Annotated in this window: 14 protein-coding genes; 4 read left to right on the top strand and 10 right to left on the bottom strand. The window is 58.8% G+C overall.

Annotated features, from left to right (window positions below; translation table 11 throughout):
- Nucleotides 1-174: 174 nt before the first annotated feature.
- The 3 genes from JJB09_RS21785 to JJB09_RS21775 all read right to left on the bottom strand — a co-directional run bounded on the left by JJB09_RS21785 (nucleotide 175) and on the right by JJB09_RS21775 (nucleotide 3,516).
- On the bottom strand, nucleotides 175-972 hold the full coding sequence (locus tag JJB09_RS21785; RefSeq protein WP_201663191.1) for an ATP-binding cassette domain-containing protein: 798 nt from the start codon (nucleotides 970-972) through the stop codon (nucleotides 175-177).
- 13 nt (nucleotides 973-985) lie between these two features.
- On the bottom strand, nucleotides 986-2,305 hold the full coding sequence (locus JJB09_RS21780) for a sugar ABC transporter permease (RefSeq protein ID WP_201663190.1): 1,320 nt from the start codon (nucleotides 2,303-2,305) through the stop codon (nucleotides 986-988).
- Between the two features lie 212 nt (nucleotides 2,306-2,517).
- Nucleotides 2,518-3,516: a substrate-binding domain-containing protein gene (locus JJB09_RS21775; RefSeq protein ID WP_246748880.1), complete on the bottom strand. Its 999-nt coding sequence runs from the start codon at nucleotides 3,514-3,516 to the stop codon at nucleotides 2,518-2,520.
- 354 nt (nucleotides 3,517-3,870) lie between these two features.
- Here JJB09_RS21775 and JJB09_RS21770 point away from each other — a divergent pair, with 354 nt between their 5' ends.
- Both JJB09_RS21770 and JJB09_RS21765 read left to right on the top strand, forming a co-directional pair.
- Nucleotides 3,871-5,022, top strand: coding sequence for an ROK family protein (locus tag JJB09_RS21770; RefSeq protein WP_201663188.1), 1,152 nt, complete (start codon nucleotides 3,871-3,873; stop codon nucleotides 5,020-5,022).
- 143 nt (nucleotides 5,023-5,165) lie between these two features.
- Nucleotides 5,166-5,735 (top strand): MBL fold metallo-hydrolase, encoded by a 570-nt coding sequence (locus tag JJB09_RS21765; protein ID WP_343229071.1) that lies wholly within the window; start codon nucleotides 5,166-5,168, stop codon nucleotides 5,733-5,735.
- 203 nt (nucleotides 5,736-5,938) lie between these two features.
- On the opposite strand, the gene JJB09_RS21760 is transcribed toward JJB09_RS21765, so the two are convergent.
- From JJB09_RS21760 to chvE, 6 genes are all read right to left on the bottom strand, one after another.
- Nucleotides 5,939-6,112 (bottom strand): hypothetical protein, encoded by a 174-nt coding sequence (locus JJB09_RS21760; protein WP_201663186.1) that lies wholly within the window; start codon nucleotides 6,110-6,112, stop codon nucleotides 5,939-5,941.
- 131 nt (nucleotides 6,113-6,243) lie between these two features.
- Nucleotides 6,244-7,989 carry an L-arabinonate dehydratase gene (gene araD, locus JJB09_RS21755; protein WP_201663185.1) on the bottom strand — a complete coding sequence of 582 codons (1,746 nt, stop codon included), beginning with the start codon at nucleotides 7,987-7,989 and terminating at the stop codon, nucleotides 6,244-6,246.
- Between the two features lie 61 nt (nucleotides 7,990-8,050).
- Nucleotides 8,051-9,046, bottom strand: coding sequence for an AraD1 family protein (gene araD1 / locus JJB09_RS21750; protein ID WP_201663184.1), 996 nt, complete (start codon nucleotides 9,044-9,046; stop codon nucleotides 8,051-8,053).
- Nucleotides 9,047-9,153: 107 nt separating this feature from the next.
- The gene (gene mmsB / locus JJB09_RS21745; RefSeq protein WP_201663183.1) at nucleotides 9,154-10,362 is read right to left on the bottom strand and encodes a multiple monosaccharide ABC transporter permease; all 1,209 of its coding nucleotides are present in this window, start codon (nucleotides 10,360-10,362) and stop codon (nucleotides 9,154-9,156) included.
- Nucleotides 10,362-11,897 carry a multiple monosaccharide ABC transporter ATP-binding protein gene (mmsA, locus tag JJB09_RS21740; RefSeq protein ID WP_201663182.1) on the bottom strand — a complete coding sequence of 512 codons (1,536 nt, stop codon included), beginning with the start codon at nucleotides 11,895-11,897 and terminating at the stop codon, nucleotides 10,362-10,364. The genes mmsB and mmsA overlap by 1 nt, the downstream gene beginning before the upstream one ends.
- Nucleotides 11,898-12,017: 120 nt before the next feature.
- A complete protein-coding gene (gene chvE, locus JJB09_RS21735) occupies nucleotides 12,018-13,082 on the bottom strand; it encodes a multiple monosaccharide ABC transporter substrate-binding protein (RefSeq protein ID WP_201663181.1) in 1,065 nt (354 codons plus the stop codon).
- A 264-nt stretch (nucleotides 13,083-13,346) separates the two neighbouring features.
- Between chvE and JJB09_RS21730 the strand changes: the two genes are divergently transcribed.
- Nucleotides 13,347-14,372, top strand: coding sequence for a LysR family transcriptional regulator (locus JJB09_RS21730; RefSeq protein WP_201663180.1), 1,026 nt, complete (start codon nucleotides 13,347-13,349; stop codon nucleotides 14,370-14,372).
- Nucleotides 14,373-14,407: 35 nt separating this feature from the next.
- Entirely contained in the window at nucleotides 14,408-14,875 is a 468-nt protein-coding gene (locus JJB09_RS21725) for a hypothetical protein (RefSeq protein ID WP_201663179.1), read from the top strand.
- A gap of 2 nt (nucleotides 14,876-14,877) precedes the next feature.
- On the opposite strand, the gene JJB09_RS21720 is transcribed toward JJB09_RS21725, so the two are convergent.
- A complete protein-coding gene (locus JJB09_RS21720; RefSeq protein ID WP_201663178.1) occupies nucleotides 14,878-15,162 on the bottom strand; it encodes a hypothetical protein in 285 nt (94 codons plus the stop codon).
- Nucleotides 15,163-15,442: the final 280 nt, after the last annotated feature.

Raw genomic sequence — 15,442 nt, 5'->3', positions numbered from 1 at the left:
ATAGAACCTCCGTTCTGTGTCGCGCATAAAATAGCGGTCCAAGCACGGAGGTCTCTCAACTACGATGTAGAACACGTCCAGTCCTCCACCGTAGGTGGAGGTTTACTTACTTCATAACGAAAAGGGCGACGCCGCAGCGCCGCCCATTTCGTTGTTTGTCGCGTCGATATCAACTCAGCTGAGCATCGCTCCGGGGCCGGGTTCCGCAGCCGGAGGGCATTTCCCGAGAATGATCATCCCCAGCACTTCGTCTTTGGTGACATCCTCGGTACGCGCATGGCCGACGACACGGCCATTCTTCATGACCGATACACGATCGGCAAGGTCGAAGACGTCATGGATGTCGTGGCTGATCAGGAAGATGCCGATGCCGTCCTTCTTCAGTTCCTTGATCAGTTCACCGACCTGGGCCGTTTCCTGCGGCCCGAGCGCGGCGGTCGGCTCGTCCATGATCAGGATGCGTGCGTTGAACATGATCGCCCGGGCGATCGCCACCGACTGCCGCTGACCGCCGGAAAGCGCTTTCACCGGCTCCTTGAAGCGGCGGAAGTTGGGGTTGAGCCGGCCCATCACCTTGCGCGCCTGCGCCTCCATGGCGACATCATCGAGCGTACCCCATTTGGTCAGGATCTCGCGGCCGAGAAACAGGTTGGCAGCGGCATCGACATTGTCGGCCAGTCCCAGCGTCTGGTAGATCGTCTCGATCCCCTGTGCCTTGGCGTCACGCGGATTGCTGATCGCCACCTCTTCGCCATCGATGAAGATATCACCATGGTCGCGTTGATAGGCGCCGGAGAGCACCTTGATCAGGGTCGACTTGCCGGCGCCGTTGTGTCCGAGAAGGGCAACGACCTCGCCCGGAAACAGATCGACCGAAGCATGATCAACTGCCTTGATGCCGCCGAAAGCAATCGACACATCCTTCATTTCGACCAGCGGAGTGCCGGAGGGTTTCTTGTAGGTAGCATTCATCTGAAATCCTCCGTTACTTGGCGTGGCGACGATAGATGGTGTCGATATAGACGGCGAGCACGAGGACCGCACCGACGACCATGTTCTGGATGGCCGCGTCGAAGCCGACGAGCACCATGCCGGAATAGAGCGACTGCATGACCAACGCGCCGATCAGCGCACCATAGATCGTGCCCGAGCCACCAGCGAGCGACGTGCCGCCGATGACGGCTGCTGCGATCACATAGAGTTCGTCGAACTGGCCCAGTGCCACGGTCGACGCCTTCAGGCGTGCCGACGATATGCAGGCCGAAATGCCCACCAGGAAGCCCATCAGCGAGAAGATCAGCATCGTCATCCGGCGGGTGTTGATACCGGCCAGCTCCGCAGCTTCCGGATTTCCGCCCATGGCAAAGACGTAACGGCCGAATTTCGTGCGGGTGGTCACGAAGGTCATGGCCATGACGACGAACAGCGCGATCAGCACCGGAACAGCCCAACCGTGACCGATATTGACCAAGGTGGCCGGATCGAGGTTATGGGCAGCCGCATATTCCTTGACGATGCCCTTTGGCCAAAAATAGTTGTTCATCGTGAATGTTGCGGCCAGAACGATGGCGGCGCTGACGACGCCGATGAAATATTCAGCCCAAAGTGGACGCATGGGGAAGCCGAAGCGCGCGCGTTGGGCGCGGCCGTTGACCAGCAATGCCACGATGCCGATGCAGGCAATCACGGCAACAACCCAGCTCCAGGTCGCTCCGACCGAACCGTAGGGCCCGCCGCCAATGAGCGCAAAGTTCGCATCGATGGGAGCAATGGTTTCGCCGCGCGCCACCCACCAGGCCGCACCACGCCAGATCAGCAGGCCTCCCAGCGTAACAATGAAGGAGGGAATCTCGAGAAAGGCGATCAGGTAACCCTGGAACGTGCCGATCAAGGTACCGGCGATCAGCCCGAATATCACGGTCAGGATCCAGATCGAAGGATGGCCGATCCCCAGAATGTTCGGCAGGATCCAGACCTGCAGCACACCCATCATCATGGCCGTGACGCCGAGCATCGAGCCCACCGACAGGTCGATGTTGCGGGTGACGATGACCAGCACCATCCCGGTCGCCATGACGGTGATCGAAGACGTCTGCACCGAAAGATTCCACAGGTTGCGATAGGTCAGGAAGGCACCGTTGCCATTGGCGAAATAGCCATAGAAATGGAAGCCCAGCCAGATCAGCAGCAATGCCCCGAGCATCCCGAGCATGCGCGTGTCGATCTCGGTTGCTCGAAGAAATGTTTTAATCGGCCCCTCCTGCACCAGCGCGGGGCCGGAATGGGTGGTTTGTACTTGGGACATGCGTAGGCCTCCCTGTCCTCCAGGATCTTGCGATCCTCTCCGTCGATGATTGTTCGCTTGGCGGGTCGTTTTGTCCAGAGCCCGAACGCCCGCTTCAATAAAGTTCCTGCGCAAATCCGTGAGCCGACTGGTCCCTGGGCACGGGTTTACAAAATGCGCCGCCTTTCGGTTCAAAAAGGCGGCGCATCAGATCGTCGGTTCAATGTCGGATATTACTTGCAGGCAGCCACGCTGGCAGCGTCTACGCCTGCGCAAACGGTGGCCTTGTCAACCCAGCCGGCGTCGATGACGGCATTGAGGTTGTCCTTCAGGATCGGCGTCGGTGCGAGCAGAACAGCGTTCATCTCGACCTTGCGTGCGCCGTCCTTGAACTTGCCGACATTCGGCACTTCTTCCATGGACTTGCCTTCGGACAGCATCAGGGCAGCTTCCGCAGCAATCTTGCCGAGTGCGCGGGAGTCTTTCCAGATCGACACGAGCTGGGTGCCCTGGGCAACACGGTTCAGAGCGGCCTTGTCGCCGTCTTGGCCGGTAACCGGAACGGTGCCGGCCAGACCCTGCGCCTGGAGAGCAGCAACGACGCCGCCAGCCATGCCGTCATTTTCAGACAACACCGCGTCGACTGCATTGTTGTTGGCAGTCAGGATCTGTTCCATGTTCTTCTGGGCATTTTCCGGCTTCCAGCCATCGGACGAAGCTTCACCGACGATCTTGATCTTGCCGGAATCGAGGCTCGGCTTGAGCACTTCGATCATGCCGTTGTAGAGGAACGTCGCATTCGGGTCGCCCGGATCGCCCTTGATGACGGCATAGTTGCCTTCTGGCTTAACCTTGACGATCTCCTTGGCCATCAGACGACCGACGCCGACATTGTCGAAGGTCATGTAGAGAACCGAGGGATGCTCGATCTGCACGTCGTAGGCGATCATCGGAATGCCTTCGGCGGCAGCCTTTTCGACGGCCGGCATGATGGCTTCGGAATCGTAGGGGACGATCAGCAGGACATCGGCGCCCTGCGACATCAGGGATTCGACGTCGGTCAATTGCTTGGCGGCAGATCCCTGTGCGTCGGCGGAGATGTACTTGTCGCCGTTGGCTTCGACGATCTTCTTGATGATGGCTTCGTCGGTCTTCCAACGTTCTTCCTGGAAGATCTTCCAGGATACGGCAATCGTCTTGTCCTTGGCCAGAACCGGACCGGCAATGGACATGGCAAATACTGCGCTAGCAAGCGCAACAGCATATTTCTTCATCTTGTCCTCCCGATGCGCAACGCATCAAACAAAATCAGGTTTTCGCCTGAACGCTCCTCCTACCGGGCATCCAAGCCAACCGCTCTTGAGCCTCTTTATTTCGAGGTTCGAAAAAAGTAGTGACGCACAACGTGTTCCGTGTCAAGATGAATTTCAAATCGATTAGAACGCTGCAATGCGATAGAATTTCGCAATGCAGAATCGAATCGACCAGTGGGAGGAGCTGGAACAGTGTCAATCATAGTGCGCCAGGATGATGTCCGGCGTCAGAATCAGTTTGGCGTTTTGATGGCCCTAAGGCGCGGCGGGGCTATGTCACGCACCGATCTCAGCGCAGTCACGGGGCTGTCTGCGTCCACGGTCACTGTTATCACCAACAGCCTTTTGGAGCGGGGCGCGCTGGTCGCCCACTCCATTGGCGAAACCACCAGCCAGCGACGCGGCCGTCCGCAGGTTCGGTTGTCGCCCAATCCCGCCCATGCGACCGTCGCGGTCATCGTGCTCGGCCTCAACACAATCCAAGCGACGGTTGCCGACTACGCGGGCAATGCGCTCGGATCGCTGTTCGAGAGAACGCCGACCAAGCATCTCGACGCGGAATCCTTCAACAACGCGATCACGTCCACCCTGAAGCGGTTGCTGGACATGCAAGAACCGGGATTCGGGCCGCTGTCCGGCATCATCGTCGGAACCGAGGGTATCGTCGATATCGACGGCAATACGCTTCTGTCCTCGCCTGCCACCGATGCGACCGATGTCCCGCTCGGGCCTGCCCTAGAGGCCGCTTTCGGCGTTCACGTCGAGGTCTACAATGAAAGCAACATGATCGCCGAAGCGCTTCACTGGAAGGCACCGGCCCGCTACGGGAGTGATTTCGCCACCGTCCTGCTTTCGACCGGCGTCGGCATGGGCCTCTACCTCAACGGCAAACTCTTCTCTGGCGTCCGGACCTCGGCGGTGGAGTTCGGCCATGTCTGCCACGAGCCGAACGGTGCGCTGTGTCGTTGCGGCCGCCGTGGCTGCATCGAGGCCTACGCCGGAGGATATGGAATCTGGCGGGCGGCGCATGGGGAGGACCCGTTATCCGTTACCGAAGACGATCCGGAGGACACGGCAATGGCCGAACTTGCGGCCCGCGCACGCGCCGGCGACGGACCTGAGCGACAAGCGTTCCGCGCGGCAGGCAAGGCAATCGGCACCGGGCTTAGAAATCTGTTTACCATCTTCGATCCGATCCCCCTCGTCTTCGCCGGCCAGGGCGCCGCGGTCCTCGACCTGATGATGGAAAGCCTCGAGGAAGCGATGACGAAACCGGTTTTCGGATTGCCCGTCACCGTCAGCGTCATCGATAGCTACCTCGACTACAGGGCGCTGATACGCGAAGGCGGGCTGATGCGGGGCCTTGTCTATCTCGACCAGACGATGCCAGCTGTCGGCGACGTCAGAGAAAAGGTACTGGCCTAATGACCCAATGGTTCAACGTTGAGGCCATGGATAGGGCTGTGCTGCGGATCACCGAACCCCAAGTGCATAGCTTCTATCGTGCCAACTGCTTTCGCATAACGGGGCGGGATTTTGACATCCAACTGGATTTCGGGGTCGGAGTCATGGACCTCACGGAGGTCTCGCCAGCAACCGGAAAGCCCGTTTTTGCCATCGCCACCCACGCCCACGTCGATCACATCGGCAGTTTTCACCGCTATGCCAGGCGCGGAGGACATCTACTGGAGGCCCACACCTTCGCTGATATGGATGACGCGGGCACCGTCGAATCCTGGTTCCGGACCCAGGAGCAACCTGTCGCGAAACTCCCCTATCCCGGCTGGCGGATGGAGGACTTCGGGTTGAAGGTCGCACCGCTGACCCAGCAGCTTGATGAAGGCGACATCGTCGATCTCGGCGATCGCAAGTTCATGGTCTTGCATTTGCCGGGCCATTCACCGGGTTCGATCGCCCTGTTCGACGAACACCATGGCGAACTGTTCTCCGGCGACGCAATTTATGTCGGAGGACTGGTGGACGATGTGCCCGGCGCCGATGTGCAGTCCTATCTCCGGACGATGACGCGTCTTCTGGATCTGGAGATCCGTATCGGCCACGGCGGCCACGGACCGAGTTTCGACAATTCGCAGATGCAGCAAATCGCGCACGAATACATCAGATCGAAAGATGCCTAAAAAAGAAAAAGGCCAAGCATAAGCCTGGCCTCCCTGGCATTCTGACCTTCAACCGCGCCAGTACATCCGTGGTCGCAGGAAGGCTCGAATGCCAATTCTTATATCTGCAAATTGTTACAGATTTATTTCGATACTTCACTATATAGGTAAACTGGATTTATTTTCAAGACACCCGAAGAAATTAAGCTGCATTCAATGGAAGGTCAGCTTTCTACCTTGAAAGTCGTATCGGCAAAGAACTCATTAAGCCATTTCTCGCAAGCTTCAAGTCCCCAGGCGATTGCTCCAAGTGCACCCGTCGCTTTTGCCGCCGCTTCGACGGCGCCAGTCACCTCGACCAGCGCGGGGCCAGCAACCGCAAGTGCCAACCCGTACAATGAATTTTGATTGCTGAAGAACTAATCGGAAAACGAAAAGAGGCGACCGATAGGCCGCCTCTTTTGGTCTTGGGTTCCAACAGGCACTCAACAGTGGCGCCAACGTGCCAAGCCATCGAACCCTGCTGATGCTAATGGCTGTCGCGGCCCATCGGAATCTCATCGCCGCGCTTGCCGACCAGGAAGTCGAGATCGGCGCCCTGGTCCGCCTGCATCACCGTATTGATGTAGAGCTTGCCGTAGCCGCCTGAGATCGGCATGTCGGGCTTGACCCAAGCCGCGCGGCGGCGTGCCAGTTCTTCGTCAGAAACCTCCAGCTGGATCGTCCGGGCCGGCACATCGACCGCGATCGTGTCGCCGTTCTGGACCAGCGCGAGCGGTCCGCCTTCGGCCGCTTCCGGCGCGGTATGGAGAATGACCGTGCCGTAGGCAGTGCCTGACATGCGCGCGTCCGAAATGCGGATCATGTCCGTGATGCCCTTCTTCAGCACCTTAGGAGGAAGCCCCATATTGCCGACTTCGGCCATGCCGGGATAACCCTTCGGACCGCAGTATTTCAGCACCATGATGCAGGTCTCGTCGATGTCGAGATCGTCCCTGTTGATGCGGGCATGGTAGTCCTCGATGCTTTCGAACACCACCGCCCGCCCCTTGTGCTGCATCAGATGGGGAGATGCCGCCGACGGCTTCAGCACCGCACCCTTGGGTGCGAGATTGCCGCGAAGCACCGCGATGCCACCCGACTGCGTCAGCGCCTTTTCCCGCGGTAGAATGACGTCGTCGTTGTAGTTGACCACGTCCTTGACGCCGTTCCAGATCGTATCGCCGGTGACGGTGATCGCATCCTTGTGCAGAATGCCCATTTCGCCGACAGCCTTGATGACCACCGGCAGGCCACCCGCATAGTAGAACTCTTCCATCAGATGCTTGCCGGACGGCTGGAGGTTGACGATCGTCGGCACGTCGCGACCGAGGCGATCCCAATCGTCGAGCGACAGCTCCACCCCGATACGACCTGCGAGTGCCAAAAGATGCAGCACCGCATTGGTCGAGCCGCCAACGGCGCCATTGACGCGGATGGCGTTTTCGAACGCTTCCTTGGTCAGGATGTCGGACGGCTTCAGATCCTCCTTGACCATGTCGACGATGCGCCGCCCCGACAGCTGCGAGATGACGCGACGACGTGCATCGACAGCCGGGATCGCGGCATTGCCGGGCAATGTCATGCCCAGCGCTTCGGCCATCGACGCCATGGTCGACGCCGTGCCCATGGTCATGCAGCTGCCGGCCGAACGGGCCATGCCCTGCTCCGCATCCATGAACTCCTCAAGCGTCATTTCGCCGGACTTGACCATTTCGGAGAACTGCCAGACGGCAGTGCCCGAACCGACATCCTTGCCGCGCCACTTGCCGTTCAGCATCGGGCCACCGGAAACCAGAATGACCGGAATATCGACCGAAGCCGCGCCCATCAGCAAGCTCGGCGTGGTCTTGTCGCAGCCGCCGAGCAGCACCACGCCGTCGACCGGATTGCCGCGGATCGCTTCCTCGACATCCATGGCTGCGAGATTGCGAAACATCATCGCCGTCGGGCGAAGCGTGCTTTCGCCGACAGAGAAGACCGGAAATTCCACGGGGAAGCCACCCGCCTCATAAACACCGCGCTTCACGCGCTCGGCAAGATCGCGCAGATGCGCGTTGCAGGGCGTAAGCTCGGACCAGGTGTTGCAGATGCCGATGATCGGCCGGCCGTCGAAGGTGTCGGCAGGCAAGCCCTGGTTCTTCATCCAAGAGCGATGCATGATCGCGTTCTTGCCGGTGCCGCCGAACCAGTCGTAGGATCTCAGCCTGCGCGGCCATTCAGCTTTCTTTTTCATTGGTTCATTCCTTTGTCCGGTATCCGGACGTCTTGTCGGTGCAATTGGGAGGCGGTCGCGTTCAGAGTATCCGAACCGTGATGTCTTGCTCCGCCGCGATCTTCAGTGGATTGCGCAGCGCAAGTCCAAATTCGGGAACCTCGATTTCGAACACATCCCCGGCTTCGGGCTTGACACCGTCCGCAAACGACAGCGTTGCCGTGCCGAACATGTGCACATGCACCTCGCCGGGTTGGCGAAACAGCTCGTATTTGAAGTGATGATATTCGAGATTGGCGAATGTGTGCGACATGTTCGCTTCGCCCGACAGGAACGGCTTTTCGAAGATCACCTTGTCGCCGCGACGAATGCGCGAAGTGCCGCGAATGTCCTCCGGCGGTACACCGATGCGGATTTCCGGCCCGAAGCTCGCCTGGCGCAACTTGGAATGGGCAAGATAGAGGTAGTTGATCCGCTCGGTGACGTGGTCCGAAAACTCGTTCGACACGGCAAAGCCGACCCGGAACGGCGTACCATCCTCGCCGATCACATAGATGCCGGCCATTTCCGGCTCCTCGCCGCCATCGAGCGCGAACGAGGGCGAGACGAGCGGTTGCTCGCCGGCAACCGCCTGCGTGCCGTTGCCCTTGTAGAACCATTCGGGCTGTACGCCCTTTTCGCCGGGCTTGGGCTTGCCGTTTTCAAGCCCCATCCGGAACATCTTCATGGAATCGGTCAGCGTTTCCTCGGCAGCTTCCGTTGCCTTCTTGTGCATGGAATCGCGGGTAGCAGCCGAACCGAGATGGGTGAGCCCGGTGCCGGTCAGATGCAGATGTGCCGGATCGCCATGGGTGATCGGCGGCAGGAAACGGCCTTCGTCGCGCGCCTTCAGCAGATCGACAACATCGCCGAGACCATGCGCTTCGATGACGGAGACAAGCGACTTGCCCGCCTTTGCAGCTTCCATCGCCAGCGCATGCACGCTGGCAGCGCCATTGACGGCGCGGGCTTCGCCGCCGACTTCGCGCGCGGCGACGATGATGCCACCTTTGCCGTCCTTGATCTGGGAAATGAGCACGTTCTTATCCTTTCAACTGGCAAGCCACCGGCGTTCGAGGCAGGCAACCCTGCCCCGCGCATGGCATACTGAACTGGCGGGCACAGCCCGGACCGGCTGTTTCTTCCTCAGCCTTTTCTTTTGTTGTAGACGTCGAAATACACGGCTGCGAGCAGCACCAGGCCTTTCACAAGCTGCTGGTAATCGATGCCCAGGCCCATGATCGACATGCCGTTGTTCATCACGCCCATGATGAAGGCACCGATGACTGCTCCGGTGATCTTGCCGACGCCGCCGGAGGCCGAGGCGCCGCCGATGAAACAGGCCGCGATCACGTCAAGTTCGAATCCAACGCCGGCCTTGGGCGTGGCCGAGTTCAGGCGCGCCGCGATGATCATGCCCGCCAATGCGGCCAGCACACCCATATTGACGAAGGCATAGAAGGTCAGCCGCTCGGTGTTGATGCCGGAAAGCTTCGCCGCTTTCTCGTTGCCGCCCATCGCAAAGATGCGCCGACCGATGGTCGAACGTGTGGTGATGAAGGTGTAGAAGGCAATCAGCAGGCCCATGACAACGAGCACGTTCGGCAGGCCGCGATAGGTCGAAAGCTGGAAGCCGAGGAAAATCGACACGATGCTGATGATCGCCATCTGCAGGGCAAAGAACACGAATGGCTCATTTTCCGACCCGTGCAGTTCGTTGGTGCGGCGCTTGCGGAAACCGTTGTAGATAGCCAGTGCCACCAGCGCCACGATGATTACCAGCGCAAAATAGTTCTTGATGAAGCTGGTCGAAGGATCGGTAAACGGCAGCAGGTCCGGGACGAACCCGGTCGACAGCATCTGGAAGTCCTTCGGAAACGGGCCGATCGGCCGGTTCTGCAGCACAAGATAGGTCAGGCCGCGGAACACCAGCATGCCTGCGAGCGTAACGATGAAGGCCGGTATTTTCTGATAGGCGACCCAGTAGCCTTGCGCCGCGCCAAGCAGCCCCCCCAGAATGAGACACACCGGAATGACGATGGCGAAATGAATACCCCACTTCACCAGCATGATCGCCGATAGACCGCCGACGAGCGCCACGATCGAGCCAACGGACAGATCGATATGACCGGCGACAATGATCAGAAGCATACCTAGCGCCATAATGACGATGAAGCTGTTCTGCAGCACCAGATTCGTAATGTTGACGGGACGAAACAGCACCCCGCCGGTCACGATCTGGAAAAACAGCATGATGACGACAAGTGCGACCAGCAGGCCGTATTCGCGGATGTTCTTCCTGAGATATTCGCTGATGGACGGGCTGGTTTTTGCTGTGGTGGTTTCCGAGACCATTAGTGCTTCTCCCCGGAACGCATGATAGCGCGCATGATGGATTCCTGGCTTGCTTCCGCTTTGGAAAGCTCCGCGACCATGCGCCCTTCGTTCATCACGTAGATGCGATCGCAGGTGCCGAGCAGTTCGGGCATTTCCGATGAGATCATCAGGATGCCTTTGCCTTCTGCTGCAAGCTGGTTGATGATGGTGTAGATTTCATATTTGGCGCCGACATCGATGCCACGCGTTGGCTCGTCGAGGATCAGCAGGTCCGGATTGGTGAACAGCCACTTCGACAGCACAACCTTCTGCTGGTTTCCGCCCGACAGGTTGACCGCCTCCTGGTAGATCGAATGCGAGCGGATACGGAGCCGCGAACGGTAGTCGGTCGCGACCTTGGCCTCGGCATGGTTGTCAATGACGCCCGCATTCGAAACTGCATCGAGGTTGGAAAGCGTCGTGTTCTGCATGATGTTGTTGATCAGCACGAGACCCAGCTGCTTGCGGTCCTCAGTGACATAGGCGAGGCCTGCGTCAATCGCTTTGGGAATGGTGCTCACATCGACCGGTTTGCCGTGCATGAACACCTCGCCGGTAATCTTGTGCCCCCAGGCCCGACCGAAAATGCTCATGGCCGTTTCAGTGCGCCCCGCACCCATCAGGCCGGCAATGCCGACGACTTCGCCCGCCTTGACGTTGAGGTTCACGTTGTGCAGGAACTGCCGGTCACGGTGGTTTTGGTGAAAGACGTTCCAGTTCTTCACTTCGAAGATCGTACTGCCGACGCTGGCTTCACGCGGCGGATACCGGTCGTTCAGTTCGCGACCGACCATCCCCTTGATGATGCGGTCCTCGCTGATGTCCTGGGTGCCCGCATCAAGCGTCTCCACCGTCGTACCGTCACGCAGCACGGTGACCTGATCGGCGACCTTCTTCACCTCGTTGAGCTTGTGCGAGATGATAATCGAGGTCATCCCCTGCTTCCGGAACTCCATCAACAGCGTCAACAGGGCATCGGAATCCGTTTCGTTAAGCGACGCGGTCGGTTCGTCCAGGATCAGCAATCGCACCTTCTTGGACAGTGCCTTGGCGATTTCCACCAGCTGCTGCTTGCCGACACCAATATCGGTGATCAGCGTGGAGGGCGCTTCCCTCAGGCCGACCTTGTCTAGCAGGGCCTGGGTCCGGGAAAATGTCTGCGGCCAGTCGATGACGCCCTTGGTGGCGACCTCGTTGCCGAGAAAGATGTTTTCGGCGATGGACAGGAGCGGCACCAGCGCCAGCTCCTGATGAATAATGATGATGCCGAGATGTTCGCTGTCCGAGATCGTGCCGAACCGGCGGACTTCACCGTCAAAGACGATATCACCGTCGTAGCTACCGGCCGGGTAGACGCCGCTCAGCACTTTCATGAGCGTGGATTTGCCCGCGCCGTTTTCGCCGACCAACGCGTGGATTTCTCCCTCGCGAACCTTCAGGTTGACGTTATCAAGGGCTTTGACACCCGGAAACGTCTTGGTGATGCCGCGCATTTCGAGAATAGTTTTATCCATGTCCAAGCATTCCCAACCGACCCGCTTGAATGACGGACCCGGCGACTATTGGCCTTCTCAATGGAAGAGACAAAGGGTCCGCAATGGCACGCGGACCCTCGATTTCGTTTGGATCAAGGATCAGTTGTTGATCTGATCTTCGGTGTAGTAACCGGCGCCGACCAGGACGTCCTTGATGTTGGCCTTGTCGACGGCAACCGGCTTCAGCAGGTAGGACGGAACGACCTTGACACCATTGTTGTAGGTCTTGGTGTCGTTGATCTCGGGTTCCTTGCCGCTCATGATCGCGTCGACCATGTTGACGGTGACCTTGGCGAGTTCGCGGGTATCCTTGAACACCGATGAATACTGCTCACCTGCCAGAACCGACTTGACCGACGGCAGTTCGGCGTCCTGACCGGTCACAGCGGGCATCGGAAGATCGCCAGAACCATAGCCGACGCCTTTCAGAGCCGACAGGATACCGATGGACAGGCCATCATAGGGAGACAGGACGCCATCGACCTTGGCATCGGTGTAGGTGGAGGACAGCAGGTTTTCCATGCGGGCCTGTGCGACAGCACCGTCCCAGCGCAGCGTGCCGACCTGGTCCATGCCCATCTGGCCGGACTTGATCTCGATCTTCTTGGCATCGATCAGCGGCTGCAGAACCGACATCGCGCCGTCATAGAAGAAGAAGGCATTGTTGTCGTCGGGCGAGCCGCCGAACAGTTCGACGTTCTTCGGGCCGCTAGCCTTGTCGAGCGCAAGGCCCTGGACCAGCGAGCTCGCCTGCAGGACGCCGACCTGGAAATTGTCGAATGTCGCGTAGTAATCGACATTGCCCGAATCGCGGATCAGACGGTCGTAAGCGATGACCTTGACGCCTGCATCATGGGCCTTCTGCAGGATGTCAGAAAGCGTCGTGCCGTCAATGGCGCCGATCACGAGCACCTTGGCACCCTTGGTGACCATGTTCTCGATCTGCGAAAGCTGGTTCGGAATGTCGTCGTCCGCAAACTGCAGGTCAGGCGTGTAGCCGGCGTCCTTGAAGAGCTTTTCCATGGTTTCGCCGTCGGAAATCCAGCGGGTGGAGGTTTTGGTCGGCATGGATATGCCAACGACGCCCTTGTCGGCAAATGCCGGTGCGACGAACGAGGCGACAGAAATAGCTGCCGCTGCGAGCAGCGATGTCACGAGTTTCATTTGGTTCTCTCCCTAGTTACTGCGACGGGCGACTGGCATCGCCCGCTGGACAAACACAATGGCTGGAAGGCAAGCCGATCCCTCCGCACCCGCCTTTCAGAAAGGCGCTTACGATGCCGGTTCGGAACTCCTCCTCTTTCCCCCATGCGTTCTCGCGCAAACTGCTATCAATCTTTTATAACTGTCAAATACAAATAGCATAGCAAGACATACCGATTTTGATATAATAACCAAAAAGTCATACTTTTCAAATGGAAGCCGGAAATGGACTCGAAGCCAAAACATCTGGAAAAATCTCCAAGCGTCCGCAAGGCTGGCTATCCAGCTGAAAACGAGGACGATTTTCTGATCAAGGCGGGCCTGAAGCTTAACCATCTCAGGCTGATCTCGGCAATCGCCGAACACGGACAGGTAAGTGCTGCGGCCGATGCGCTAAACATATCCCAACCTGCGGCTTCCCGCATGCTGCATGAGGCCGAAAGCATTCTCAAGGCACCATTGTGCGAGCGCGCGGCGAAGGGAGTGATCATGACGCGCTTCGGCGAGGCGCTGGCACGCCGTGCCCGTTCCATCCTGCTCGAGATCCGTGAGGCTAACAGGGAGATCACCGAACTCAGGACCGGATACGGCGGATCGGTCAGCATGGGATCGGTGACGGCACCAGCCATCGGCCTTGCCGTACCTGCGATCAGGAAGGTGCGGACCATCTACCCCGCAATCTCGATCAACTGCCAGGTGGAAACGAGCAATGTACTGGCCCGTGACCTGATCGCTGCGCGCTACGACTTCGTCATCGGACGCATTCCCGATGACCTGAACCCCGGCCTATTTCGCGCCATCCCGCTCGGCGTGGAAAAAGCCTGTCTCATCGTACGGTCGGGCCACCCGGCGCTGCGGCGCCCGGTTTCGACGCTGGAGGAGCTGAGCACCTATGACTGGGTATTCCAACCGGCAAACACGCTGCTCAGACGGGAAATGGAATTGATGTTCCTGCAAAAGGACATTCCACTACCAGCAAACGTCGTCAGCACATCCTCCGTACTGCTGACCATGGCATTGGTCTGCGAAAGCGATGCCATCGCCCCGATTGCCGAGGATGTGGCCCGCTTCATCGCCAGCCAGCAAAGCCGCATGGGCGAAATTGCCATTCTCTCCACCGATTTCGAGATCGTCCTGCAGCCCTATAGCCTGATCACCGCCCAAGGGCGCGCCCTGCCGCCATCAGCCAAGCTCTTGCACGATCTCATCCTCGAAGAAGGACAACTCAGCAGCGACGTCAGCTTCGCTTAACCGCATGCTGCCAAGATGCCCGACGAGGAGTCGCCATGACCGTGTTCGGAAAATCGCTGTTTGAGACCGTGCTTGCAGGTCTCGACGCCAGACAGCAGGAAGCAGATGACGAAGACGTCGTAGCCCCCGCCGTGCGCGGGCTCAACGGCGGCTTCGTCGGACGTCCTTCCTATTTGGATGATCTTGCCGAGAGCGATCCGGCCACCCTGTTCGGGGGCTTTGGCTTTGATGACGATCCTGCGCTCGCCTCTGAACAACACATCATCCCACCGGGGCTCGAAAAGCCCATTTGGCTGGATCGCCTCACCGACGCTGAAATTGCTGAGGATCTGGACCTTGATGAAAAGCTCACTGCCCGACAGCTGCGTGAAAGGCGCCGCAGGTTCGCTCGCGACAATCACCCTGACCGGGTCGCGCCGGAATACCGCGCCGTCGCCACATTGCGGATGACGATTGCCAATCTGCTCACCGACCGGGCTTTGGCGAAACTTGAAAAAACCTGAGTCTATTCTGCCTTGGGCGCGTCGCTGTCAGCATCGTCATCTTCATCGTCGGGCCTGGCCACGACGGGTTGTTCGACCGGCGGCTTGTAACTGATGAAAAGCACATAGACACAGTAGACCGCCAGCGCGAGGGAAATCACCGACCAGAAAGGATTCTTGGCAAAGACTTCCAGCGCCGCCCATAGCGCCACCAAGACGCAAATCACCGCCCTGATCCACATTGGCTTGTAGAACGTGCTTCCGGTGTCGATCAGATAGAACGGCGTTTTGTTATTTTTCGGCGCCATGGCGTCGAGTTCCCCCAAGTGTCTTGTGATGGCCTTCGCATATCTGGGTCACATCGGCAAGCGCGCAAGGGGCAACGTGAAATACCGATGCAAAATAGAATATGCATTCCATATTCAGCGCATTGAGCAACTCGTTCCATTTTGATATGGAGGAAGCAGGAGGCTGTATGGAGTGCCAAGGCGTTCCGTAACTTCCGACACTTTTCCATGATATTCCGGCAGCAGCGCGAGGGCTGCGCGTTTCATGGTGGACAACGAACGGACCGGCGTTGCCGGGCAA

It is taken from the genome of Phytoamicus setariae (assembly GCF_016722925.1).
GTDB lineage: Bacteria > Pseudomonadota > Alphaproteobacteria > Rhizobiales > Rhizobiaceae > Rhizobium_E > Rhizobium_E setariae.
This window is presented reverse-complemented; position numbering and strand designations above follow the sequence as displayed.